This is a genomic window from Bacillus sp. YH3-2-B2 (genome assembly GCF_053663335.1).
In genome coordinates this window covers 244,629-268,575 of the sequence record NZ_JBSJQE010000001.1, presented here as the reverse complement: position 1 = coordinate 268,575, position 23,947 = coordinate 244,629, and the positions used below count along the sequence as shown (strand labels likewise).

Annotated in this window: 24 protein-coding genes and 1 other annotated feature; of the genes, 8 read left to right on the top strand and 16 right to left on the bottom strand. The window is 45.7% G+C overall.

Annotated elements, in window-relative coordinates; all coding sequences use genetic code 11:
• Positions 1-4: 4 nt before the first annotated feature.
• Entirely contained in the window at positions 5-1,849 is a 1,845-nt protein-coding gene (locus ACWJJX_RS01470; protein ID WP_265210072.1) for a monovalent cation:proton antiporter family protein, read from the bottom strand.
• Positions 1,850-2,077: 228 nt separating this feature from the next.
• Between ACWJJX_RS01470 and prpE the strand changes: the two genes are divergently transcribed.
• Complete coding sequence (prpE, locus tag ACWJJX_RS01465; RefSeq protein ID WP_173612649.1) at positions 2,078-2,827, top strand: bis(5'-nucleosyl)-tetraphosphatase PrpE; 750 nt, start codon at positions 2,078-2,080, stop codon at positions 2,825-2,827.
• A gap of 32 nt (positions 2,828-2,859) precedes the next feature.
• Here the strand turns inward: prpE and ACWJJX_RS01460 are convergent, their stop codons facing one another.
• The 4 genes from ACWJJX_RS01460 to ACWJJX_RS01445 are packed head-to-tail and all read right to left on the bottom strand — an operon-like array spanning position 2,860 to position 5,614.
• Positions 2,860-3,753, bottom strand: a complete 894-nt coding sequence (locus ACWJJX_RS01460) for an RluA family pseudouridine synthase (RefSeq protein WP_070081631.1) — start codon at positions 3,751-3,753, stop codon at positions 2,860-2,862.
• Between the two features lie 14 nt (positions 3,754-3,767).
• Positions 3,768-4,568 carry an NAD kinase gene (locus tag ACWJJX_RS01455; RefSeq protein ID WP_003155018.1) on the bottom strand — a complete coding sequence of 267 codons (801 nt, stop codon included), beginning with the start codon at positions 4,566-4,568 and terminating at the stop codon, positions 3,768-3,770.
• Between the two features lie 17 nt (positions 4,569-4,585).
• Positions 4,586-5,221 carry a GTP diphosphokinase gene (yjbM, locus tag ACWJJX_RS01450; protein ID WP_003155019.1) on the bottom strand — a complete coding sequence of 212 codons (636 nt, stop codon included), beginning with the start codon at positions 5,219-5,221 and terminating at the stop codon, positions 4,586-4,588.
• A 27-nt stretch (positions 5,222-5,248) separates the two neighbouring features.
• A complete protein-coding gene (locus ACWJJX_RS01445) occupies positions 5,249-5,614 on the bottom strand; it encodes a UPF0738 family protein (RefSeq protein ID WP_070081630.1) in 366 nt (121 codons plus the stop codon).
• A 124-nt stretch (positions 5,615-5,738) separates the two neighbouring features.
• Between ACWJJX_RS01445 and ACWJJX_RS01440 the strand changes: the two genes are divergently transcribed.
• From ACWJJX_RS01440 to ACWJJX_RS01420, 5 genes are all read left to right on the top strand, one after another.
• The gene (locus ACWJJX_RS01440) at positions 5,739-6,314 is read left to right on the top strand and encodes a CYTH domain-containing protein (protein WP_146283634.1); all 576 of its coding nucleotides are present in this window, start codon (positions 5,739-5,741) and stop codon (positions 6,312-6,314) included.
• A 4-nt stretch (positions 6,315-6,318) separates the two neighbouring features.
• The gene (locus ACWJJX_RS01435) at positions 6,319-7,005 is read left to right on the top strand and encodes a lytic transglycosylase domain-containing protein (protein WP_454022674.1); all 687 of its coding nucleotides are present in this window, start codon (positions 6,319-6,321) and stop codon (positions 7,003-7,005) included.
• A gap of 228 nt (positions 7,006-7,233) precedes the next feature.
• A complete protein-coding gene (locus ACWJJX_RS01430) occupies positions 7,234-7,632 on the top strand; it encodes a globin domain-containing protein (RefSeq protein WP_003155023.1) in 399 nt (132 codons plus the stop codon).
• Positions 7,629-8,531, top strand: coding sequence for a protease adaptor protein SpxH (gene spxH / locus ACWJJX_RS01425; RefSeq protein ID WP_003155024.1), 903 nt, complete (start codon positions 7,629-7,631; stop codon positions 8,529-8,531). The genes ACWJJX_RS01430 and spxH overlap by 4 nt, the downstream gene beginning before the upstream one ends.
• Before the next feature lie 285 nt (positions 8,532-8,816).
• The gene (locus ACWJJX_RS01420) at positions 8,817-8,984 is read left to right on the top strand and encodes a hypothetical protein (RefSeq protein ID WP_003155026.1); all 168 of its coding nucleotides are present in this window, start codon (positions 8,817-8,819) and stop codon (positions 8,982-8,984) included.
• Between the two features lie 37 nt (positions 8,985-9,021).
• Here the strand turns inward: ACWJJX_RS01420 and pepF are convergent, their stop codons facing one another.
• The 3 genes from pepF to mecA all read right to left on the bottom strand — a co-directional run bounded on the left by pepF (position 9,022) and on the right by mecA (position 13,046).
• Positions 9,022-10,851 carry an oligoendopeptidase F gene (gene pepF / locus ACWJJX_RS01415; RefSeq protein ID WP_003155028.1) on the bottom strand — a complete coding sequence of 610 codons (1,830 nt, stop codon included), beginning with the start codon at positions 10,849-10,851 and terminating at the stop codon, positions 9,022-9,024.
• Positions 10,852-11,078: 227 nt separating this feature from the next.
• A complete protein-coding gene (locus tag ACWJJX_RS01410; RefSeq protein ID WP_043866989.1) occupies positions 11,079-12,239 on the bottom strand; it encodes a competence protein CoiA family protein in 1,161 nt (386 codons plus the stop codon).
• Positions 12,240-12,389: 150 nt separating this feature from the next.
• The gene (mecA, locus tag ACWJJX_RS01405) at positions 12,390-13,046 is read right to left on the bottom strand and encodes an adaptor protein MecA (protein ID WP_003155032.1); all 657 of its coding nucleotides are present in this window, start codon (positions 13,044-13,046) and stop codon (positions 12,390-12,392) included.
• Positions 13,047-13,321: 275 nt separating this feature from the next.
• On the opposite strand from mecA, the gene ACWJJX_RS01400 reads away from it, so the two are divergent.
• The gene (locus ACWJJX_RS01400; RefSeq protein WP_003155033.1) at positions 13,322-13,978 is read left to right on the top strand and encodes a TerC family protein; all 657 of its coding nucleotides are present in this window, start codon (positions 13,322-13,324) and stop codon (positions 13,976-13,978) included.
• 57 nt (positions 13,979-14,035) lie between these two features.
• On the opposite strand, the gene spx is transcribed toward ACWJJX_RS01400, so the two are convergent.
• The 8 genes from spx to ACWJJX_RS01360 all read right to left on the bottom strand — a co-directional run bounded on the left by spx (position 14,036) and on the right by ACWJJX_RS01360 (position 22,196).
• A complete protein-coding gene (gene spx / locus ACWJJX_RS01395) occupies positions 14,036-14,431 on the bottom strand; it encodes a transcriptional regulator Spx (protein WP_003155034.1) in 396 nt (131 codons plus the stop codon).
• 178 nt (positions 14,432-14,609) lie between these two features.
• Positions 14,610-15,188, bottom strand: coding sequence for a GNAT family N-acetyltransferase (locus ACWJJX_RS01390; RefSeq protein WP_003155035.1), 579 nt, complete (start codon positions 15,186-15,188; stop codon positions 14,610-14,612).
• 117 nt (positions 15,189-15,305) lie between these two features.
• A complete protein-coding gene (locus tag ACWJJX_RS01385; protein WP_454022673.1) occupies positions 15,306-16,493 on the bottom strand; it encodes a putative glycoside hydrolase in 1,188 nt (395 codons plus the stop codon).
• A gap of 106 nt (positions 16,494-16,599) precedes the next feature.
• Positions 16,600-17,517: an oligopeptide ABC transporter ATP-binding protein OppF gene (gene oppF / locus ACWJJX_RS01380; protein WP_017417453.1), complete on the bottom strand. Its 918-nt coding sequence runs from the start codon at positions 17,515-17,517 to the stop codon at positions 16,600-16,602.
• Positions 17,510-18,586, bottom strand: coding sequence for an ABC transporter ATP-binding protein (locus tag ACWJJX_RS01375; RefSeq protein ID WP_061890535.1), 1,077 nt, complete (start codon positions 18,584-18,586; stop codon positions 17,510-17,512). The genes oppF and ACWJJX_RS01375 overlap by 8 nt, the downstream gene beginning before the upstream one ends.
• Before the next feature lie 12 nt (positions 18,587-18,598).
• On the bottom strand, positions 18,599-19,516 hold the full coding sequence (gene oppC, locus ACWJJX_RS01370) for an oligopeptide ABC transporter permease OppC (RefSeq protein WP_003155041.1): 918 nt from the start codon (positions 19,514-19,516) through the stop codon (positions 18,599-18,601).
• 3 nt (positions 19,517-19,519) lie between these two features.
• Positions 19,520-20,455: an ABC transporter permease gene (locus tag ACWJJX_RS01365; protein ID WP_003155043.1), complete on the bottom strand. Its 936-nt coding sequence runs from the start codon at positions 20,453-20,455 to the stop codon at positions 19,520-19,522.
• A 106-nt stretch (positions 20,456-20,561) separates the two neighbouring features.
• The gene (locus ACWJJX_RS01360) at positions 20,562-22,196 is read right to left on the bottom strand and encodes a peptide ABC transporter substrate-binding protein (RefSeq protein ID WP_069013066.1); all 1,635 of its coding nucleotides are present in this window, start codon (positions 22,194-22,196) and stop codon (positions 20,562-20,564) included.
• Between the two features lie 476 nt (positions 22,197-22,672).
• Positions 22,673-22,884 (top strand) — a binding site (T-box leader).
• 55 nt (positions 22,885-22,939) lie between these two features.
• Between ACWJJX_RS01360 and trpS the strand changes: the two genes are divergently transcribed.
• Positions 22,940-23,932, top strand: a complete 993-nt coding sequence (trpS, locus tag ACWJJX_RS01355) for a tryptophan--tRNA ligase (RefSeq protein WP_454022672.1) — start codon at positions 22,940-22,942, stop codon at positions 23,930-23,932.
• The last annotated feature ends 15 nt before the right edge of the window (positions 23,933-23,947 follow it).

Sequence of the window (23,947 nt, the reverse complement as noted above, 5' to 3'; positions counted from 1 at the left end):
TTGGTCAAGCTTCAAGGATTTTTCTCAGTTCCGACACGTAGTTGCGCGAGCCCGTGACGATGAGACGGTCTCCTGTTTTCAGCCGCGTGTCTCCGTGCGGAACGATGCTGTCCACACCTCTGAAAATCCGGACGAAAATCACATCGCCCATCAGCGGAAATTCCCGCAGAATGATGCCGTTATACGCCGGGTTTTCCAGATTGATCTGATATAACGAAGACTCCTCATTCGTCAGGAGGCTCATCACGCCCGGCGCCTCAATTAACGCGCGCAGCAGCGTTTTTGTAGACAGAAGGATAGAAAAAATACTGATGCCTTCTTCTTTCAGTTTTGTTTCATGCTCAACCGAGCCGACGCTTGCGATGATACGCTCAGTCCCTTTCTCTTTCGCTAGTAAGGCGATTTCAGCGTTCACATCTTCATTTCCCGTCGCCACGACAAGAATATCCGTTTTAAAAATACCGTGCGACTCAAGCGTGCTGGGCTCGTAATCAGAAATCGTGTCAACCGAAAAAACGGATTCCGCAAGCGTTTCCCCGGCATTTTCCTGATACACATGGACGACCCGTACTTCATATTCCTCCTCTGGCAATTCCAGCGTAACCGGGAGCGTCATTTGGTTGGCACCGATAAATGTGATCCGCTTTTTTTCCTGCGGCGCGCTTTGCCGTTTGAATAATTTCTTAAAGCCGATCGGCGTGATGATGCTGGCAATAACCGCAACTAAAGTCAGCGCGCCGGACATATTGGCGCTGATAATGTGGAGCCTTTCTCCGATCGTAGCCGCCGCGATAACAAGCGACAGCGTGGACGTCAGCAAAAAGCCCGAAGCAAACACGGTTCTTTTGTCGTACCATTTCTTTAAATAAAACACCGGGAACATTTTGCTGATAAACAGCGCAAGCAGAAGCAGCGGAATCATCGTTAATGTTTTCGGATCTTGGAAAAGCGTCCAAATGTCCAATTTCACCCCGACCATGACGAAAAAGATCGGAATTAAAAACCCGTAGCCGAAGGAATCCAGCTGTTCCACCATTTCTTTATTCGGAGACAGAAGCGATACCAGAACGCCTGCCAAAAACGCGCCGAGAATATTTTCCGCCCCGAGAGATTCCGATAAAGCGACAAGCACGATAATCAGTGTGAAAATGGCTCTCGTGCCGATCTGCACGGTGCCTTTAGACATCGACTGCACAAATGAACGGTGTTTAAAGATCCTGCCGAAGAAATACAGCACGACCCCCGCGGCAAAGAGAATCAACAGAAGCCACATATTTCCGCTGTCTTCTCCGTAAAGAGAAGAGAAGAAAGCGAGCAGAATCATCGTAGCCAAGTCCGCGATAACGGCGACAAGCAGGATGATCTGGCCGATATTGGAGTTCATGATCCGTTCTTCCTTTAAAGTCGGGACCACCACACCGAGTGATATCGTCGAAATAATAAGCGTCATTAAAAATGCGTTTTGTATAAAACCGGCTAATACAAAGGCATAGGACAGCAGCAATGATAAAATAAAGATGCCGAAAAAGATAATCAGTGCGGCAGAAAACGTGTTGGGCGCTTCCTTGCCGTTCGGAAGGAATTGTTTTTTCTTCCCTTTCTCAAATGAAGAAAAATCAATTTCCAAGCCGCTTAAAAACATTAAAAAGATAAAGCCTAGAACAGACAGCGTCTCCAGCCATGTATCTCCCTGAACGACAAGATTCAGGCCGCTTTTTCCGATAATAAGCCCCATGATGATCTCCGCGACGACGACGGGGATGCTGAGCTTAAACCGATGTAAAAGGAGCGGCGTCAAAAAAGCGACGATCAAAACGACGACTAAAGATGCGACTGATGTGTGTTCCATTTGTAAATACCTCCTTAAAACAAGGGTTATAAAAGCCCGCTTTAAGCGGGCGAAACCTTACTTTTTTTTAAAAAACATAACGCATATTCTAACAAGGCTGAACGCGAAAAAAAAGTGATAAGGCTTTATTTCTTTAATTCTTTTTTAATTTGTGCAAAAACAGCGTAATTAGGTATAGGAATTAGCCCCATAATAAATAAAAAACCGTTAATAAGGAGGCTGACACGAATGGCTTACGACATCATCAGCGATATACACGGATGTTATGACGAAATGATCGCCTTAATGCAAAAGCTCGGATATGAAGTGAAAGACGGAACGCCCGTCCATTCTGAAGGCAGAACGCTTGTCTTTGCGGGAGATTTAACGGACAGAGGCCCAAAATCCGTAGAAGTGATGCGTTTTGTGGCAAAAGCATATGAAAAAGGAGCCGTCCGTTATGTCCCGGGAAATCATTGCAACAAACTGTATCGTTACTTAAAAGGAAACCCCGTAAAAGTGATGCACGGACTGGAAACGACGGCAGCCGAACTGAAAGAGCTGTCTCCCGCCGACAGAACGGAAGTCTCCAGACAATTTATCCGATTATATGAGTCAGCGCCGCTTTATGATATTTTACATAATGGCGATCTCGTTGTCGCTCACGCCGGCATAAAAGCTGACGATATCGGTAAATACTCGCGTATGGTAAAAGAATTTGTTCTGTACGGCGATATTACGGGTGAAACGCATCCCGACGGCAGACCCGTCAGAAGAGACTGGGCTGCCGACTATGAAGGTAAAGCGTGGGTTGTGTACGGCCATACCCCGGTAAAACGCCCCCGGATCGTCAACCATACGATCAACATTGATACAGGCTGCGTCTTCGGCAATCAGCTGACAGGCTTTCGTTTTCCGGAGCATGAAACCGTCTCTGTGGAAAGCTCAATGCCCTATGATGCTTCACGATTTCGCGAGGATCACGGCAGGCAGGCATGAAAAAAGCCCGAAACCGATAAACGGTTCGGGCTTTACATGTGTTCAATTAATGTTTTCATATCGTCAGGCACCGGGGCGTGAAAAACGAGCGTTTCTCCGGTCATGGGGTGTACGAATGAAAGCCGCTCACTGTGAAGAGCCTGCCGGGCAATTCCCTCATTTTTTCCGCCGTACAGTGTATCACCGACTAACGGATGGCCGAGGTAGCTCATGTGCACCCGGATTTGATGCGTCCGCCCCGTTTCCAGCCGCAGGGCTGCAAGCGTAAACGCATGTCCCGCTTTTTCCGTTTGAAAATGCGTCACCGCTCGTTGTCCATCCGGCGTTACCATCCGCTCAATAATACTGTCGTGTTTTCTTCCGATGGGCGCGTCCACCGTTCCTTCCTTCTGCAGCATGATCCCGTGTACGACAGCGAGATACCGCCTGCTGACAAGCCCCTTTTTCTGCGCTGCCGACAAAAGAGAATGGGAAAGCCGATGTTTGGCGATGAGCATCGCCCCCGATGTATCCCTGTCAAGGCGGGTGACAAGATGAACCGTTGATGGCACGCCGCTTTTTCGGTAGTGGCTGATCACTCCGTTAGCGATGCTTTCCGACGGGTGTTCTCTTGATGGAATTGAGGAGACATACGGCTGTTTATTGACCACAAGCACATGGTCATCTTCATAAAGAATATCAAGCGGAACCGGCTCAGGCAAAAGCGTTTCACTCACATGCTCCTTCGGAAATTCAATCTTAAGCACGTCTCCCTCCGCTAACACGGTGCGGACGGTTACATGCTCTCCGTTCACAAGCAGGTCTCCCCCGCCGAATTTAATGTCAGCGAGAAGCCGCTTTGAAATGCCGAGCTGCGCCGTATATTCTTTTACCGTCATGCCGGCTTCCCGGGCAGTCATGTTCTTTTGGATAAAAAAGTTGTCCAATCCGTTTCCTCTTTCTATTCGCCTTTTCCGATAAAGGAATCCTGCACCCTTTTCCAAAACGGAAAAGGGCGGAATCTTGCAAATCTGACTTTTTCATTTGCCACACGGCATAGAATAGACTTGACATCCTTATGCAGCAAGGTTAAATGATCAATTGTGACTTGAAAGTCGACGTCGTTTCTCGGTTTGATGACACAGTTATGATGATCGGGAAGCAAAAGCGGCGAGCCGACAGTCCTGAACACTCTGTTGTTGATGGATGCCATTTCCGCAAGCTGAATCGCCCTGATGGAAGGGTGGATGATCGCGCCGCCTAACGCCTTATTATAAGCCGTGCTTCCGGAAGGCGTGGACAGACATAAACCGTCTCCCCTGAACGTTTCAAACAGCTGGCCTTTAATTTCCACGTCAGCGACGAGACTGCCTTCTATGCTTTTGATTGTACATTCGTTCAAAGCCAGATACCGCTCCTCACGCTCTTCATCATGATAAGTGACAATCACCTCAAGAAGGGGATACTCCACGGTATGATACGGCGTTTTGGCAATGGCCAGAACGAGCTTTTCTATCTCCTGCGGAACCCAATCGGCATAAAAACCCAAATGCCCCGTGTGAACTCCGACAAAAGCCGTTTTATCAAGACGGTCGCTGTACCTGTGAAATGCGTAAAGAAGCGTTCCGTCACCGCCGACGGAAATAACGATTTCCGGCTCTTTTTCATCCAAGGTCATATCAAAATCGAGTAAATACGCCTGTATTTTGCTTTTCAGTGTATCTGAAACCTCGTCTCCTTTTGAAGAAACGGCAAATTTCATGCCATTCCCCTCCTTTCCTACTGGCGGTCTCCCGCTTTTTTCTTTCGCGAGAACGCGGCTTGGGCTTCCTGGATTTCTCCGCGGATTTCTGACATTTCTTCATCGAGCCGGGATGCGGCTTCTGAGGCCCGCTGCAGCCTCAGCTTCACTTTTTCGGGAATGTTCCCGCTGTATTTGTAATTCAGTGAATGCTCAATGGTTGCCCAAAAGTTCATGGCAAGCGTCCGAATCTGTATTTCCACAAGAACGTGCTTTTCTCCGGACGTTGTTTGTAAAGGATATAAAACGACAAGGTGGTAAGACCGATATCCGCTTTCCTTATGCTCTGCTATGTAATCCCGCTTATCGACAACGGTAAAATCTTTTCTGGCAAACAGCATATTTTTGACGATCTGGATATCATCGACAAATTGGCACATAATACGCAGCCCCGCGATATCCTGCATCGTTTCAATCTGATGAAGCGGTATGCTTTTTCGTCTCGCTTTTTCAAGTATGCTCGCCACCGGCTTCACGCGGCCAGTCACAAACTCAATCGGTGAGTGGTCATCTTCATACTCATAAAGGGTTCTGACGCCTTTCAGCTTCACCTTTAATTCTTCAACAGCCTGGCGGTATGGCGCTAGAAATTGCTCCCATTGTTTGTCATCCATCGTACATCCCCCAATTCCGAACCTGTTCTAAAGAAATACGTTTTTCACTTTTTCTTCCATATCTCCGTAGTTTGCATTATCTTTAATATTTTCAAGAAGATAATCGAGTTCTTCATGCAGCCCTGAAAGTTCAACCGTTTTCCCGCCGGCCTCAAGGACCGCCGGTTTTCCTTGGTCTAAGGCTTCTTTCAGATCCGGCCAGACATGTTCTTTTATAATGACATATTCAAAAGAGTCAGCTGATTCAAGTATGTATACAAAAGCAAAGTGATCGGAATCAACAAGCATTTGACCTGAGGCTTTGCGTTCCGCTCCGCTTAAGTCTTCTCCGCACTTCAAGCGGAGCGCGTCTTCTGTTAATGATGCATTCTGGATTTCAATTCTCTTTTGCATAATGTTCTCCTTTTTTAACAAAGTACAGCATTTATTTTATCATATCAAGGTCGATATTGATAAACGTAACCTCTAAAGAGATAATGGGAATTATACAATTTTTCGTCCTGAAAGGAAGACTGTCATGACCCAAGAAATAGAAATTGAATTCAAAAACCTGCTGACAAAATCAGAATTTCTGAAGCTGAGTGAAGCACTCTGCATGAAAGAACATGATTTTAAACAGCAGGTCAATCATTATTTCGACACGAAAGATTTTTCTCTGAAACAAAAAAAATCAGCACTCCGCATCCGAGAAAAAGACGGCTCGTTCGTTCTGACTTTAAAAGAACCTGCCGCGGTCGGTCTGCTGGAAACGCACCAACAGCTTGCGGCGGCACCGGATCTTGACGTCTTCAAGATTCCGGATGGCCCCGTCAAACGGCAGCTGGACGGTCTAGGAATCCGTTCAGAACACATTTGCTATTTCGGGACGCTGTCGACCGCACGCGCGGAAAAAGAATCAGAAAAAGGCTTAATCATTTTAGATCACAGCCGATATTTAGAGAAAGAAGACTTTGAATTGGAATTCGAGGCTGCTGACTGGGATGAAGGAAAACGGGCGTTTGAACAATTGCTCAAGCAATTCGGCATCCCAGAGCGGATCACGAAAAATAAAATCCAGCGTTTTTATGAACAGAAACAAAAAAAGGTGGAATGACACAGTGAATATAACGAATTGGGCGGCCCTTCTCCAGCTGCAGTCAATGGCGCTGCAATCAATCTCTCATACAAGCACGGCTTCAGGCGGACAATCTTCAGAAAGCCCGCTTGCCAATTTCAGCGCGCTGCTCAGCCAGTATACGGACACAGCCGTCCGGCAGCAGCCGGAATCGGGAATTTTAAACGGTGTGCGGACCGCTCACGCTTCATATTCACCGAGAATTCCGGTTTCATCCGGTACCGCGGCTGCTTCACAGACCGCTTCCCCGGGCATAAAGTCTCCGGATGCGGCTTCTGATATCAGCACCGGAAACTTTTCAATAGACAGCGCCATTCAGAAAGCGGCCGAAAAATACGGAGTGGACGAAAAGCTGATCCGCGCGGTTATTAAACAGGAATCAGGCTTTAATCCGAAAGCGGTCAGCGGTGCGGGGGCAATGGGACTGATGCAGCTCATGCCTTCCACGGCAGAATCACTCGGGGTGTCAAACCCGCTTGATCCCGTCCAGAACGCTGAGGGCGGCACAAAGTACTTAAAGCAGATGCTCACGAAATACGACGGAAATGTATCTCTCGCGTTAGCCGCCTACAACGCAGGCCCCGGCAACGTAGATCGGTACGGAGGCATTCCGCCGTTTAAGGAAACACAGCAATATGTCAAAAACATAACCCGGCAGTATTACGCGTAAACCAGAGAGGCTTCCTTCGCCCTCTGGTTTTTTTGCGGAGTGAAATCTTACACATGAATGAAGGCGATGTGATATGATATGAAATACAAGCGCCTGACAGAAAGGCACTTTGTTTGTAGAAATAAAATGTTATTGCTAAAATATACAGTAACTGAAGATAGTAAAACTGAAAGATAAATTCGCAATGGGAATTATGATTCCTATTAGCCATATAAAGGAGTAGTCAACATGGGACAATCGTTTAACGCACCATATGAAGCGATTGGAGAGGAACTTCTATCGCAACTTGTTGATACTTTTTATGAGCGTGTCTCGTCTCATCCCTTGCTGAAGCCGATATTTCCAAGTGATTTGACTGAAACGGCCAGAAAACAAAAGCAATTTTTAACCCAGTATTTGGGCGGACCTCCTCTTTATACTGAAGAGCACGGACATCCCATGCTCAGGGCAAGGCATCTCCCCTTTCCGATTACGGACGAGAGGGCTGATGCGTGGCTAAGCTGTATGAGCAAAGCGATGGATCAGGTCGGGCTGGAGGGCGATATTCGTGAATTTCTGTACGGGCGTCTGGAACTGACGGCCAGGCATATGGTAAACCAGTCAGAAGCGGAGGATCGATCATATTGACGAATTATCAGCATGAGCAATACTTCGCCCATTGCCACGGACATCCAAAAAAACCGCTCGAAATTTACATGTTTGTCGACCCTTTATGTCCTGAATGCTGGTCGCTGGAGCCCGCCATAAAAAAATTAAAAATCAAATACGGACGTTTTTTTACGCTGCGGATCATTGTGTCCGCGAGCATTACATCGCTGAATAAGCAAAAGCGGAAAAAACACCTTCTTGCCGAAGCTTGGGAAAAAATTGCGAACCGTTCCGGGATGCCCTGTGACGGAAGCCTTTGGCTTGAGCAGGATCAGCCTCTTTCATCGCCCTACCTTGCCGCACTCGCTTTAAAAGCGGCCGAACTGCAGGGAAGAAAAGCGGGCATTCTGTTTCTCCGCAGCATGCAGGAAAGCCTGTTTGTCTCCAAGCAGAATATTACGGATGAAGACGTTCTTTTAGAAATTGCCGAAAAGACGAAATTGGATGTTGAAGAATTCAAGCGCGACCTCCATTCGCAAAGCGCGGTAAAAGCGCTTCAGTGCGATATGAAAATCGCGGCGGAAATGGACGTCACCGTCAACCCGACATTGACGTTCTTTAACAGTCTGCATGATGATGAAGGGCTGAAGGTTCCCGGCAACTATTCTTATGACGTATACGAAGAGATCCTATTCGAAATGCTCGGGGATGAACCGAAGCCTTCTGAAACGCCGCCTTTGGAATGTTTCATTGAATATTTCCGGTTTGTCGCATCGAAAGAAATCGCACTCGTTTATGATTTGAGTCTAGAAGAAGTTGAAAAAGAAATGAAAAAACTGGCATTCGCCAAAAAGGTCGCCAGAGTGGAAGCAAAGCATGGTCTGTTTTGGAAATCTCTGGCCGGCACCCAGGAGGATGTCACCTGTTGTGATCATTAAAAAAAGCTGATTCCTTACGGAGCCGGCTTTTTTTGTGCAAATAAAGAAACCGCGCCGGGATAAGCGCGGTTTCATATGTCTTAACGACAACAAAGGGGATGGGAGAAATTTTTCACGGTCAAACAAAGGGGTAATGTTTGTTTGTGATCAATTTCACATCCTTATCATATCAAATCTTGTCGAGTTTTGACAAGCCATAAGATTAATGTTCATATTTTTGTCACAAAACATAACTGACTGCTTGTTTTCATAGAATATATCAATCATAAACAAGGAGGGAAATCAATGCTCCGCACCGTATTGATCATCGGAATGATTGTGTTTTTCTTCTTTTTAAACCTGCTGGCCATGATGCACATGCTGCCGATTTACATTACATCTCCACTGCTGTTTCTGTCCATATTGTTTGCCCTGTACCGGCTGAATCACCGAAAAACGTTTAAGGGGTTTTAGAAAAAGCCTGCGCATTTAATGCACAGGCTTTTTTGAATTACGAAGGGTTCACTTTCGAAAGAAGCTCTTCCATTTCATTCAGTTTCTCTTCAAACATTTTGCAGGCCGCCTCGATCGGTTCAGGCGATGTCATATCGACCCCCGCTTTTTTCAGTATGTCGATCGGATATTCCGAGCTTCCCGCTTTTAAGAATTCGGTATAGCGCTCCACCGCAGGCTTGCCTTCTTTTAAGATCTGGCTGCTCAGCGCTTGGGCCGCACTGTAGCCTGTCGCATATTGATACACATAATAATTGTAATAGAAATGCGGAATTCTTGACCATTCCAGACTGATTTCTTTATCAATCACCATGTTGTCACCGAAATACTTTTTATTCAGATCATAATAAAGTTCGTTCAGCAGTTCAGGCGTTAGCGGCTCGCCTTCCTGCGCTTTCGTATGAATCAGATGCTCAAATTCAGCGAACATCGTCTGTCTGAACACTGTGCCTCTGAATCCTTCAAGCATGTGGTTGAGCAGGTACAGACGCTGTTTTTCATCCTTTAAGCTGTTCAGCATATATTCACCGAGCAGCGCTTCATTAGTCGTTGAAGCGACTTCAGCGACAAAAATGCTGTAGTTACCGTACGGATACGGCTGATATTTTCTCGTATAGTAGCTGTGCACGGAATGGCCGAACTCGTGAACGAGCGTAAACAGATTATTGACATTATCATGCCAGTTCATCAAGATGTACGGATTCGTGCCGTATGTACCGGACGAATAAGCACCGCTGCGTTTTCCTTTGTTTTCGTATACATCGACCCAGCGGTTTTCAAGTCCTTCTTTTAAAATAGACGCGTATTCCTCGCCCAGCGGAGCAAGTCCTTTGAGCATATAATCTTTCGCTTCCTCATATGTGACCTTCATTCCCGAATCTTTTACAAGCGGTGTGTACAGGTCATAAATATGGACTTCATCAAGGCCGAGCACCTTTTTCCGCAGGTCAATGTAACGGTGTAATAACGGAAGATGTTTATTGATCGTTTTGATAAGGTTATCGTAAACCTCTTCAGGAATGCTGTTATTGGATAAAGCCGCTTCCCGTGCTGATTTATACTTTTTCACACGGGCGTAAAAATTATCTTTTTTTACAGTGCCGCTGAGTGTAGTCGCCATCGTGTTTTTATACTGTCCGTATGTTTTATATACGGCTTCAAATGCGTTTTTGCGGACTTCACGATTGCTGCTTTCCAGGAAATTAATAAAGTTGCCGTGTGTGATTTGAGTTTCCTTGCCGTTTTCATCTTTAATCGACGGAAACGTAATATCGGCGTTATTTAAAACACTGAATGTATTGGAAGGCGAAGACAGCGCTTCAGAGGCTTCCGCAAGCAGGGCCTCTTCTTGTTCGCTCAGCACGTGCGGACGCTGTTTTGTAATTTCTTCAATTGCATGGGAGTAAAGCTTAAGCTCCTCTTTTTCCAGAATAAACTGGTGCAGCTTGTCCTCCTGAATCGCCAGAATTTCCGGTTCAATGTAAGCAGTCGCGCTGGCAGCCTGAGAATACAGGCTTGCGGCTTTGTCGTTCAGCCCTTGGTAGAAAGAATTTCCCGTATCCTGGTCTGAGCGCATATGTGCGTATGCATAAAGTTTCCCAAGGCGGTTCGTCACTTCATCCTGTGCCGTAAGCGCCGCGTATAAATTATCAGCCGAATGAGCAAGCGTGCCTTTAAATGAAGATAAATTCGGAATTAATTCTTTAACTGCTTGAAATTCTTTATTCCAGGCCTCATCACTAGGAAAAATATCCTCTAATCTCCATGTATGCTCTGCCTTTACTTCACTTCTGTCAGGCAGCTGTGCTGCTTTATTTTCCTCAGTCATGGTGATCCCCCTCGTTTTCTTTACTTCAAGCCAATTGAAAAAACGATTGTTTCTCCAAAAACTTGTGTTGTGATTATCTTCCGGCTTTTCACTGCCTTTTGTCAAATCATATGCGGCATATAAGACCGAGCATACCAATAATACAGTGAAAAAACGAAAACAAAATGCTTGTACGCCCCTCACATTCGCCACCACCTTGACGTTAGGGTGAACGAAATGAAGCATTCTCATTCCCCAAAAAAGAGCAGGTCCCGCCGGCGCAGCTCTTCTGCCGTTTGAGGGCGCTTCTGTTGAGATGAGAGCATATATACTTCATTCTCAATTTCCCTTAAAAAATCCTGCAAGCATAAGAAATCAGCATATTGTTTTACCGCCATTCCGATAAGGCTGTCTTGTGAACCATACCGCATCCGGATCTCCTTATGCCTGATTTTTTGCCGTAAATCATGAACCATGCCGGATAATCGGATCGGCGCGCCTTTTTTAGAAAGTTCCGCAAGCCGCAAGTATAAATGGCCCTGCCACACAAAAACGGGACTTGCAAACACAAAGCCTGCTGAAACGGGAATAAACACTTCAGAGGGGAGAAATGGAAATGCAACCTGATGTCTTTCGTAAAAAAGACGCCGGATAAGACCGGCATCTTCAGATAAAAACCGCCCGCCTTTGTTGCGGAAGCCGGCAACGGCACGCCCCCACGAGGAAAGTCTGACGCTGTGCCGCCCTTCCGGATGACAAATGTCTTTCAGGTTTGCTTTGTGAAGAGGGATTGCGGTTAAGCCGGCATAAGAATAGCCGGTGTAAAACGGAGTGATGGAATGCAGCCTGTAAAAGGAGCGGACGTCGGGGCAGTAAAACATTAAGGAGGAAAATGAATTGACTTCAAAGAACTGCCAGTGAAAAGCAGAAAGCCGGAAAAATTGCGCGGCCATCCGTTTTAACCGTTTTGCCCCAATGATCCAGACCGGCCGGTACCCGGCGTTTTTCAGGCCTGCCGTCCGGCTCTTTAAAGAGTCCGCCGAAAGGTTCGCACATTGAAATTCAAAAGCCAGCCTTTCTTCTCCGCTTTCTGCCGTCAAGTCAGGCCGCTGTCCAGCGGAAGTCAGATACGGTTCCAGGCTGACACTGCACCCTTGTGTCTTCAGCCAGAGAAAAAGCTGTCTTTTTCCTTCCAGATGGTATTCGCTTTCAGGTTCGGATTCCCCGGGACACAGCCTGCTTTTTTTATGAGCGAAGTGCGGCAGTTTCTCGCGTCCCAGTTTGATATCAAGCTCACTTTTGCAAACGGGGCAGAACCAGCGTTTCTTTCTCAGCTCCGCCGCTTTTTCCTTTGAATAGCTTCCGGCCAGCTGAATGAGCCGCCCGCCGGCAGTCACTGCACTGAACATGTTGCATCTTCTCCTTTCCTGAATCTTGTTGTATTCAGCAGAAAGAAGGCATAATCCTGTTTGCGGATGAGAGCCGTTATACGGTTTTCAGCCGTTCATCCTGTCATTCAGAACAAAAAAAACCGATTTCTGCTGAGAGAAATCGGTTTGTTACGATGCAAAGTGTTTTTTTATTGTATATAACGCATGATCAGCGATCACCAATTTTCCGTATTCTTCAAGACGGTGAATGCTGACTGATGATTCGTGCGCGTACTCCAACAGGATGCTTAGCTGATTTTCAACCTCTTCATCAGTTTGCTCATAAAAATCTGCATATAAATAATATCGGTCTTCAAACGAATACAAGGTCGTTTTGATTCCGTTAAGATTCAATTTTGATAGCGAGATGAGATCCTCAAAATCATCGAACCGCAAAGTGAACTGAAGCTTTTGCTCCTTATCTTCCCGGCTCTCAGCCTGCTCTTCTTTCTGGAAATCATCAAGTAAAGCATCGAGATTTTCATCTGCCGGCTCTTGTTTTTTATCTTCCGGGATCGGCAGTTCGAGTTTTTGTCCGTCCTTGGAAAGCTGGGCTTTTGTTACGATTATTTCCAGTCCTTTGTCCAATGCCTGAACCTGAATCCAAAGAGGACCCTCGACAGCGAATTCCTCTTCATCATGCACTTCATCCATGACTTCCCAGAACAGTTCTTCACTGCGCTCGCGATTGTACCAGATTTCTTCTCTGTCAAAACCGCGATCTTCAATATCACCATAAGACATATAAAATTTTACAGTATGCTCATTAATTCTTTCTATTTCCATTTTGCCAACCTTCCCTTCTTTATAAGATGTTGAAGGGACATCTAAGCTCCCGATGAATAGTACTTTACTACACTTTACCCATTCCGTCCACATCTTAACCTTATAGAAGACAGCGCAAATTCTTTATATTTCTATTTTATGATAAAACAGTTATAAAAGAAATAAAAAAGCATTTTAACACCGAAAAACAGGCTTTCTCCCGGTTCCCATCATAAATAGCGCACTGCTTCATATATTAGCTGTACAAGCAATCGATCTATAAGCGAGGTGTTACCATGCCGCACGATTACCTGCTGTCCCTTCTGCTTATTATCGGGATTGACCTTATTCTCGGCGGTGACAATGCCGTCGTCATCGCGATGGCCAGCCGGAATCTGGCCCATAAACAAAGACAGCAAGCGATCATCTTCGGAACATTTATCGCAGTCGTCTTGAGAATCGTTCTGACGAGCGCTGCGGTCTATTTATTGAATGTTCCTTTTTTACAATGCGCAGGCGGGGTATTTTTATTGTATCTCGGCTATCAGCTTCTGATTGAGAAGAAAGATGCGCAGCATGTGAAAAGCAGTTCTTCTCTTTGGAAAGCCATCCGCACAATCGTTCTGGCTGATATCTTTATGTCGCTTGACAATGTCATCGCAGTAGCCGGCGCTTCTCACGGTGAGCTGACACTAGTAGTGATCGGTCTCTTCATCTCGGTGCCGATTATTATTTGGGGCAGCAAGCTCGTTCATGCCGCCATGGAAAAAATGCCTTTATTGATGTATGCCGGGAGCGGTCTTCTCGCATTTACCGGCGGTGAAATGATTGCCGGAGACAGCAAGCTGTCATTTTTCATGGCAGAACACGGCATGATACAGATGATGCTGCCGATTTTGACCGTTGTTTTTGTTATCCTCGCCAGTATGATTTACCAGCAGACTGAAAAATAACAAAAAGCCCAAACCGCGATGGTTTTGGGCTTTTTCCATGCTTATCGTAAGCTTATATCAATTGGCAAGACGCTGTGCTTCTCTTAATTGGAAAGAACGCACTTTTCTTGGCAGGAATCGTCTGATTTCATCTTCGTTATAGCCGACTTGCAGACGTTTTTCATCAATGATGATCGGACGGCGGAGCAGTCCCGGATGCTCATTGATCAAAGTATATAAGTCTTGAAGCGGCATAGATTCAACATTTACGTTCAGTTTCTGGAATACTTTAGAACGGGTAGAGATAATTTCATCCGTACCGTCTTCAGTCATACGCAGAATCTGCTTGATCTCATCAATTGATAACGGCTCGGAGAAAATGTTTCTTTCTACAAACGGAATCTCGTGCTCTTCAAGCCAAGCTCTTGCTTTTCTGCATGACGTACAGCTAGGTGATGTGTATAATGTAACCATTAATCTTCACTCCTCTAATTAGTAGGATGAACATGTTTGTATTCTCAAATTGAAATGACTTTAAAAAAGGAATCTTTATAGGTATTATACTATAAAAAAGTAAGTGTGAACAGTCTCCTGAGAAAAAAATGTGTCAATCCGGCAAATTTACGGCTGGCGGATTTTTCCCCATTCTCAATTAGCTCAGCTGATCGAAAATGTTTTTTTGTTTTTTCTCATCAATGACTTTGAGAACTTCATCCGTTTTTTCGTATGATTCTCCGTACCATTTTTCATCTTTATAAGTGTGAATGTTTTCATATGTCTGTTTCATCGCTTCAAATATTTCTTCTTCTGATTCCGTCTTAGGTGACCAGTACAGAATCTCCATTTTGTTCACTTCATTCGTAGCCAATGACCGGCGCCGATACCCGATTGACTGCGCGTGCTTGAAATGCTCTCTTTGATAAAAACGCAAGCGTTTCTGTGTATCCGTGTCATCCTCGTCAACAGGCTCCACCTCAAGCAGAATCGGCTTGTTCTTCTTTTTCAGTCTGCCGATCAGCTTGCTTCCGAGGCCTTGTCCTCTGGATTTCTTTGACACAAACAGGTAATCAATAAAGATGAAAGAGTCAAATTCCGCATACATCAGCACGTGGTACTGCCCCTCTTCTTTATGATAAACATCGCTTTGCTCCTTTAACAGAGCTTCCATATGCGCTTTTGATTTCATTTCTTCAATCGGAAAATATTCACTCAGCTTTTCGTACCAGTTCATTCATTTGCTCCTTATGGGTTCGTTGTCTTCACACTTTTAGATATACCCCATTTCCGATTGTTTAAACAATCTTACATCTATTAAGACGTGTGATCCCTTAACATGGTTTCAATTTTTTTAAAATGGTGTGTAATCGACGTTTTTGGTATAACGGTTTGCCGCGTCCCACAATAAAAATTCGTCAATTCCTTCATCATGCAGCGCTTTAACCTGGTCTTCCACCTGGCGTTTCCCGTACTTTTGATAATTTCCGCTGCCGAGATATGATGCCGTGAAGTCCTGAAGCCACGGGCGCGATACAGGCGGGTGTTTCAGCTTAGACAGCTTTTTATTTTCCACCTTCGCATATTCTTTGACGACATTGTAAGGCTCAAGATCCGGTTTATCAATGCCGAAATAGCTTGTCCAATGGCTCGGATAAATCATGGATGAAATGACATCGACCTGTTCTGAGATTTTGCTGAAATTCTGGCCGATACCAGGCGCTTCCGGCAGCGTGGCTGAATAGCCGAAAATATCAACCGACACATCCGCGCCGTACGGCTTGAGTTTTTTCTTCGCATAACCGACAAAATCGGTGACGGCGTGAACGCGTTTTTGCACATTGCTGTCTGCTGTTTTTCCGTAATCGCCGTGTCCGTATGTCAGTTCGTCATCACGTTTTTCAAATCCTTCAGGAAAACGGACATAATCAAACTGAATTTCTTGAAACCCCATCTTTACAGCTTGTTTTGCAATCTTTACATTGTAATCCCATACTTCTTTCATAAACGGGTTGACGAACGATTCGCCGCGGCCGTTTTTCCAGACACTTCCGTTTTTTTCTTTAAAGGACCACTCGGGCTTTTTGTTCGCGAGTTCGCTGTCTTTAAATACGACAATACGCGCGATCGGATAGATCTTTTTTTCCTCCAGCTTTTTCATCATCTTTTTTGGGTCTTTGATGTACGGCTTGGCGATTTTGGCATACTCAGAATGGCTGTCCGGCTTAAAGGTGAGGTTTCCGTTGTCGTCCTTGACATCAATCACCATTGTATTGAGCTCCGTTTTGTCCACAAAGTCTGTCAGCTCCCCGAATTTGCTTCCTCCCGCTGAATGTCCTGTGACGTAAATGCCCCGCACCTTATCAGGATGTGTAAAATGCAGCCCTGACGGATAAGCGAACCGTGCATTTGATTTCGGCAGTTCTTTTTCAGCCAGCGCTATTTTTACAAGCGGCTGCTCCTCTTTCACAGCGGCGCGGGCCGGATAAGCGGCTGCACTGATAAACAGTCCCGCACAAATGGCGCACAAAATGGTTTTCATACTGATCTCCCCCTTTTTTTCCATTATAGAAAAACGGGAGCAGGCTTAATAAACTTGAATGTGCGCAAAAAAATCCTCCAAGACTGAGTCTTGGAGGATGATACGTTTATAGATAGGTTTTAAATTCAGCTTCTGTGCACATGACAAAATGTCCCGGTTTCACTTCTCTGAATTCCATTTTTTCTCCTTCTTGGAGCTGATGAACTGCCGGATCGTATTTCTTTCGCATGCGATTTCTTTCATAGTCCGGATCAGGAAGCGGGATAGCGGACAGCAATGATTTCGTATATGGGTGAAGCGGGTTTTCGTAAAGCTCATCCGCCGGCGCAAGCTCCACCAATTTTCCGAAATACATGACGCCGATGCGGTCGCTGATGTATTTGACCATTGATAAATCATGGGCGATAAACAGGTAAGTGAGCCCTTTTTCTTTCTGCAATTCTTTCATTAAATTGACGACTTGCGCCTGAATGGAGACGTCAAGCGCCGAAATCGGTTCGTCCGCGATGATAAACTCCGGATCAACCGCCAGCGCTCTGGCGATTCCGATACGCTGGCGCTGTCCGCCCGAAAATTCATGCGGGTAGCGGTTGGCGTGCTCTTTATTTAAACCGACCGTTTCCAGCAGTTCGTGAACCCGCTGCATCCGCTCTTTTTTCGTTTTTGCCAGGCGGTGGATATCTATTCCCTCGGCAATAATGTCGGCGACTGTCATTCTCGGATTTAAAGATGCGTACGGATCCTGGAAAATCATCTGCATTTTCCGGTTAAACTCCAGCAGCTTCTTGCGGGATTTTTTCCCATGGACATTTTCCCCGTTAAAGAGAACTTCCCCTCCGGTTGCCTCATACAGCCGGATAATACTGCGGCCCGTCGTTGATTTACCGCAGCCCGATTCGCCGACAAGGCCGAGCGTTTCGCCTTTATAAATATCAAATGACAAATCATCTACGGCTTTTACCGTTCCTTTCTGCGTGAAAAAATGCTGTTTTAAGTGTTTGATTTCGAGAAGTTTCTCAGTCATTTTTTTCACCTTCCTTCATTAAAACAGGATGCTGATACGTATTCGGAAGCTGACGGATTTTAGCCTTCACCGCTTCAGGCGGCTCGACCTTAGGCGCATCAGGATGCAGAAGCCACGATTTCACAAAATGCGTGTCAGACACTTTATACATCGGCGGTTCCTGTTCAAAGTCAATTTTCATCGCATATGAGCTGCGGAGCGCAAATGCATCCCCTTTCGGAGGATTCGTCAGATCAGGCGGCGTGCCCGGGATGGCCGTCAGTTTTTCCTGATCGGTGCTGTCCAGGCTGGGCATTGAGGCAAGCAGCCCCCACGTATACGGATGGCGCGGATCATAAAAGATTTCATCCACCGTGCCCGATTCGACGACCTGACCCGCGTACATGACGGCGACCCGGTCGGCGACATTGGCGACAACGCCGAGATCATGCGTGATAAAAATGATAGACGTATCAATTTTCTTTTGCAGATCTTTCATCAGCTCAAGGATCTGTGCCTGAATCGTCACATCAAGCGCTGTGGTCGGTTCATCGGCAATTAACAGTTTCGGATTTGCCGCAAGCGCCATCGCGATGACGACACGCTGTCTCATCCCGCCTGAAAATTCATGGGGGAATTGGCCGATCCGTTTTTCGGGCATCGGAATTCCGACGAGATCAAGCAGCTCTATGGCGCGCTTTTTCGCCGCTTCACTTGAGATTTTTTCATGTTTGAAAAGCACTTCCGTAATTTGTTTGCCGACTCTCATCGTCGGGTTCAGAGAGGTCATCGGATCTTGAAAAATCATTCCGATGTCCTTTCCTCTTATAGTCTGCATTTCTTTTTCGGACATCGGCACGATATCACGTCCGTCAAAAAGAATCTGTCCTCTTTTAAAGTAGCCCGGCGGCATCGGGATCAGCTTCATAATCGCTTGGGAGGTCACACTTTTTCCGGAACCCGACTCCCCCACGATCGCCAGCGTCTCTCCTTTATTCAAATGGAAATTCACCCCGCGGATTGCCTGTACCTCTCCGCCGTATGTTTTAAATGAAATGGCTAAGTCTTTTACTTCTAGCAAACGTGTCACTCATATCACTCCTTATTTGCGTAACTTAGGATCCAGCGCGTCTCTTAACCCGTCGCCGACAACGTTAAAGCCGAACATCGCCAGGCAGATAAAGCCGGCAGGGAAGAACAGACGCCAAGGGTAATAGGTTAATGCAGGCAATCCGTCTGAGGCCATCGTTCCCCAGCTCGCAAGCGGCGCAGGTACGCCGAGGCCCAAATAACTTAAAAACGCTTCTGTAAAAATCGCCGTCGGAACCGTCAGTGTCATCGTTACGAGTATAGAGCCCATCGCGTTCGGGACGATATGCTTAAACAAAAGCCGGCCGGTTTTGGCACCGAGTGTCTGTGAAGCAAGCACATACTCCTGATTCTTTAATTGCAGCACCTGTCCGCGGACGATCCTCGCCATATTGATCCAGCCCGTGATCGTCATGGCGACGATAATGGTGAGCAATCCTTTCGGCAGGACAACCATCAGCAAAATAACCATTAATAATGAAGGAACAGCCCACAGAATGTCGGCGATGCGCATCATCACTTCATCTGTGCGTCCGCCGCGGAATCCGGAAATGCTTCCCCAGATTACGCCAATCAATAAATCAAGCACGGCAGCTGCGACACCGATAAAGATGGAAATCCGCGCCCCCACCCATGTCCGGACGAATATATCCCTTCCAAGGTCGTCCGTGCCGAACCAATGATCTTTCGACGGCGCTTTATCCGCATTTAATAGATTGGTAGTGGCATAATCATATCTTGAAAAGATAGGCGCAAAAATCGCCATCAGAATAATAAGAACGATCAGTACGAACCCGACCATCGCAAGCTTATTGCTGCGGAAGCGGAGCATGGCGTCTTTCCAGAGGGAAAGGCTTTTTTTATTTATTTTTTCGGCATCGCCGGCATTAGCTGAAGCTGGTTCAAACATATTTTTAGGAATGTTCTGCATGGTCTAGGCTCCTTTCTTTGCTTTGGAAAGCTTGATTCTCGGATCGATTAATCCGTACAGCACATCTACAATTAATACGCATAAAAGCAGGAGCACGCTGAAGAACACGGTAACTCCCATAATGACCGTATAATCACGGTTTGTAATGCTGTTTACAAAATGCGCGCCTAAACCGGGAATTCCGAAAATGGATTCAATGATGAAACTTCCCGTTAAAATGGATGCCGCCATCGGCCCCATATATGTCACGACCGGCAAAAGCGCGTTTCGCAGCGCATGGCGCACGGTGACTGACGGACGGGAAAGTCCTTTAGCTTTTGCAGTCCGTATGTAATCGCTGTTTAACACTTCAATCATGCTTGAACGGGAGAGTCTGGCAATGAACGCCATCGGCATGGAAGCGAGCGCAATGGAGGGCAGAAAGGTGTATGCCCAGGATTCCCACCCTGCGACCGGGAACAGTTCTAATTTAATTGAGAAAATATATTGCAAAATCGTCGCCAATATAAAGCTCGGAACTGAGATCCCAAAGATCGTTAAAATCGCAATGGTATAATCCTGCCATTTATTATGGTACAGGGCAGCAAGCACCCCGAAAAGCACACCGAACGCTAAAGCGAGGAGAATAGCTTCTGCACCGAGAGTGAATGAGACGGGGAAGCCTGAATTGATTAAATCATTAACACTTTGGCCTTTATATTTAAAAGAAGGCCCGAAGTCCCACATCGCCACAGATTTTAAGTAGCTGACATATTGAACGAAAAGAGGCTTGTCCAGACCATAGTGTTCGTTTAAGTTTGCCTCAATTTCAGGCGGCAGCTTTCTTTCGCCGGAAAATGGTCCTCCCGGCGCTGCCTGCATTAAGAAGAACGTGGCGGTCACAATCACAAACAATGTGATGATCATGTAAATGAATCGTTTACCGATATATTTCAGCAAGGTGAACACCTCCATGTTTTTTACAATTTTATACGTAATCAGTAAGAAAGGTATATGGGGACATCCTCCCCATATACCTTGGGTCTTTTGTTTTCAGAACCGGCTTTTATTCAAAAGAAGCGTTTCTGAAGTAAACTTCGCCTGTTCCTGTCAAGATCACATTTTTGAGGTTTTTATCCTGCACCCAAGGATCCGTATAGAAATAAACTGGCGCGACCGGCATTGCGTCAATAAAGATCTTTTCTGCTTTTTTCAGCTCTTCGATACGTTTATCCGGATCCGTTTCAAGCTGAGATTGGTTCAGCAGCTTTTTAAACTCAGGATCTTCCCACCCGGTATCATTGTTTCCGCCTTCTTTATCACGGAACAATTCAAGGAAGTTGATCGGATCGTTGAAATCGCCGAGCCAGCCCATACGCGCGATTTGGTAGTTCTGGCTGTGCAGCTTGTCGATGTAAACATTCCATTCGGAGTTATCAAGCTCAACTTTGACGCCCAAGTTCTTTTTCCACATTTCCTGTACGGCCTGCGCGATTTTCGCATGCGCGTCATCCGTATTGTAGGACAGTTTGATCGCCGGAAGGTCAGAGGCATTCTTGACGCCTAATTCCTTCAGTCCTTTATTTAAGAATTCTTTAGCTGATTTGACGTCATTGTCTTTGAAATAACCTTTTGTGTTATCCTTGAATCCCTTCATTGACGGCGGCACCGCAGCCATGGCCGGGATTTGTTCGCCCTGCGTTACATTTTTCACGATGGACGAGCGGTCGATCGCATAAGCAAGGGCTTTACGGATGTTGACATTGTTCAGCGGTTTCTCTTCTGTGTTGAATTTGTACCAATACACGCCTGCGATCGGTTCAACGTGAAGAGATCCGTCTTTTTTCAATGTCGGCAGAGATTCAGTCGGAAGCTGGCCGAGCGGCATTCCTGCCCAGTCAAGCTCACCGGCCTGGAATTTTTTCAGTTCGGTGTTGTTATTGTTAATCATCACCATATTGATTTTCTTCAATTTCACAGCGTCTTTATCCCAATATTGATCGTTCTTTTCGAGCGTGATGGAACCGCTGTGTTTCCAGGCCGTCATTTTGAACGGGCCGTTTGACACATAATTTTCGCCCGCGTTTGTATTCCAGTTTTTATGTTTTTCCGCGATTTTCTTGTTGATCGGCATATACGTATAGAATGAAGTTAATTGCGTGAAATAAGGTGTCGGGTTATTCAGTTCAACCTTTAATGTTTTGTCATTTACGGCTTTTACGCCTACATCATCAATCTTGCCTTTTCCTGTATTGGCAGCTTCAGCGCCTTTGATGTAGTAGAGCTGATAAGCGTATTGTGATTCGTTGTTCGGGTCAAGCGCCCATTTCCATGCATATTCAAAATCCTGCGCCGTCACAGGGTCGCCGTTAGACCATTTCGCACCGTCACGAATCGTAAATGTATAGGTCTTTCCGTCTTTGCTTGTTTCAATTTTAGATGCCATTCCTTCTTCAGGCTCACCTTTGGAGTTTACGCGTGTCAATCCTTCAAAAGTCTGTCGGATTACGCCTCCTGACACGGAATCATTCGCTAAACCCGGATGCAGTGAGAACGGCTCGGTTTTAATATTGATATTAAGTGAAGTCTGTCCTTTGGTGTCTTTTTTACCGCCGCCTGATCCGCCGCTGAATCCGCCGCACGCACTTAATACAAGCGAGAAGATAAGCATCAAACCTACAATAGACCAACGCTTTTTCATGCACTAACCCCCTAATCAAATTTTTCAGCCTTTACTACTAAATACTCAGAAATATCAGACAAAATAACTTAATATTTTTCTAAACTTTAATTGTGTTCCGTCTTTTCTGATTATTTTATGTAAAGAAGCTGTAACAATAGAGTGAACAAGTTCATTATAATGAAATGAATAATTTATTGCAATACTATTTTCTCAATTTAAAATATTTAAATTTGGTCAGTTTTTCTGTCAAAAAGGTGATACACTTCTATAGTTTAAAGCATGACCTAACTAAATTTTTTTAATGTAATTTCCAGTTCATATTGCTTTTTACATATAATATTCGTTATACGAAATGTTGATATACGTTATCATTTAAGCATTTTCAGTTCTTTTTGAGGATTTCCACCCCTAAAGCAAACTGGAAATAAGCTTGTATTCCTCTGATGACATTTGGCTATAATTGATTTATAATAGATCAATCAAATACATTTGTTGTGATTGCGATGATGAAGAGTAGTACACATTTTCATCCGTTTGAAGAGAGTCTGCGGTGCTGGGAGCAGGTAACGGGCGATGTGGAATGGACTTCTGAGCAGCTGACCGAACGTTAGTAGGCCCAGCCGGAGCAGCCTCCGTTACCAACGTCTCGAGCGATTCCATTGTAATGGAATAATCAGGGTGGCACCACGGTTCATTCGTCCCTTTTTTCTACGGGAAGAATGGGCTTTTTTTATTATGTTTTAAGAAATGAGGTAAGAACTATGAAGAAAACGATTTTTTCAGGCATTCAGCCGAGCGGTTCCGTTACCCTCGGCAACTACATCGGCGCAATGAAGCAATTTGTTGATTTGCAGCATGACTACAACGGCTACTTCTGTATTGTCGATCAGCATGCGATTACGGTTCCGCAGGATCGGCTTGAACTGCGGAAGAACATCCGCAATCTCGCGGCTCTTTACCTGGCCGTCGGACTTGATCCCGAGAAAGCGACCCTCTTTATCCAGTCGGAAGTTCCCGCTCATGCCCAGGCGGGGTGGATGCTCCAATGCGTCGCATATATCGGCGAGCTTGAGCGGATGACGCAATTTAAGGATAAGTCAAAGGGCAAAGAAGCCGTCGTGTCCGGACTGTTAACCTATCCGCCGCTGATGGCCGGCGATATTTTACTGTACGGAACGGATCTTGTTCCGGTCGGAGAAGACCAAAAACAGCATCTTGAACTGACCCGCAACCTGGCGGAACGCTTTAATAAAAAATACAATGACATCTTCACGATTCCTGAGGTGAAAATTCCTGATTCAGGCGCGCGCATCATGTCACTGGCTGATCCGCTCAAAAAAATGAGCAAATCAGATCCGAACCAAAAGGCATTCATCACGCTGCTTGATGAGCCGAAGCAGCTCGAGAAGAAAATCAAGAGCGCCGTGACTGATTCTGAAGGCATTGTAAAGTATGATAAAGAAAACAAACCGGGCGTTTCTAATCTTTTGACGATCTATTCTATTTTAGGAAGCACATCAATTGAAGAATTAGAAGCTAAATATGAAGGCAAAGGGTACGGTGAATTCAAAAGCGATTTAGCCGAAGTCGTTATCGGCGCATTGACACCGATCCAAGAGCGCTATCGTGAATTAATTGAGAGCGACGAGCTTGACCGCATTCTCGACGAAGGGGCGGCGCGCGCAAACAAAACGGCCGGCAAAATGGTGAAGAAAATGGAAAACGCCATGGGTCTCGGACGGAAAAGAAGATAAAAAAAAGAGGCGGGA

Bases quoted from the DNA above. Each gene is read 5' to 3' on its own strand.
- ACWJJX_RS01470 (WP_265210072.1), bottom strand. From the start codon at position 1,849: ATGGAACACACATCAGTCGCATCTTTAGTCGTCGTTTTGATCGTCGCT.
- prpE (WP_173612649.1), top strand. From the start codon at position 2,078: ATGGCTTACGACATCATCAGCGATATACACGGATGTTATGACGAAATG.
- ACWJJX_RS01455 (WP_003155018.1), bottom strand. From the start codon at position 4,568: ATGAAATTTGCCGTTTCTTCAAAAGGAGACGAGGTTTCAGATACACTG.
- yjbM (WP_003155019.1), bottom strand. From the start codon at position 5,221: ATGGATGACAAACAATGGGAGCAATTTCTAGCGCCATACCGCCAGGCT.
- ACWJJX_RS01445 (WP_070081630.1), bottom strand. From the start codon at position 5,614: ATGCAAAAGAGAATTGAAATCCAGAATGCATCATTAACAGAAGACGCG.
- ACWJJX_RS01440 (WP_146283634.1), top strand. From the start codon at position 5,739: ATGACCCAAGAAATAGAAATTGAATTCAAAAACCTGCTGACAAAATCA.
- ACWJJX_RS01430 (WP_003155023.1), top strand. From the start codon at position 7,234: ATGGGACAATCGTTTAACGCACCATATGAAGCGATTGGAGAGGAACTT.
- ACWJJX_RS01420 (WP_003155026.1), top strand. From the start codon at position 8,817: ATGCTCCGCACCGTATTGATCATCGGAATGATTGTGTTTTTCTTCTTT.
- pepF (WP_003155028.1), bottom strand. From the start codon at position 10,851: ATGACTGAGGAAAATAAAGCAGCACAGCTGCCTGACAGAAGTGAAGTA.
- ACWJJX_RS01410 (WP_043866989.1), bottom strand. From the start codon at position 12,239: ATGTTCAGTGCAGTGACTGCCGGCGGGCGGCTCATTCAGCTGGCCGGA.
- mecA (WP_003155032.1), bottom strand. From the start codon at position 13,046: ATGGAAATAGAAAGAATTAATGAGCATACTGTAAAATTTTATATGTCT.
- ACWJJX_RS01400 (WP_003155033.1), top strand. From the start codon at position 13,322: ATGCCGCACGATTACCTGCTGTCCCTTCTGCTTATTATCGGGATTGAC.
- spx (WP_003155034.1), bottom strand. From the start codon at position 14,431: ATGGTTACATTATACACATCACCTAGCTGTACGTCATGCAGAAAAGCA.
- ACWJJX_RS01390 (WP_003155035.1), bottom strand. From the start codon at position 15,188: ATGAACTGGTACGAAAAGCTGAGTGAATATTTTCCGATTGAAGAAATG.
- ACWJJX_RS01385 (WP_454022673.1), bottom strand. From the start codon at position 16,493: ATGAAAACCATTTTGTGCGCCATTTGTGCGGGACTGTTTATCAGTGCA.
- oppF (WP_017417453.1), bottom strand. From the start codon at position 17,517: ATGACTGAGAAACTTCTCGAAATCAAACACTTAAAACAGCATTTTTTC.
- oppC (WP_003155041.1), bottom strand. From the start codon at position 19,516: ATGCAGAACATTCCTAAAAATATGTTTGAACCAGCTTCAGCTAATGCC.
- ACWJJX_RS01360 (WP_069013066.1), bottom strand. From the start codon at position 22,196: ATGAAAAAGCGTTGGTCTATTGTAGGTTTGATGCTTATCTTCTCGCTT.
- trpS (WP_454022672.1), top strand. From the start codon at position 22,940: ATGAAGAAAACGATTTTTTCAGGCATTCAGCCGAGCGGTTCCGTTACC.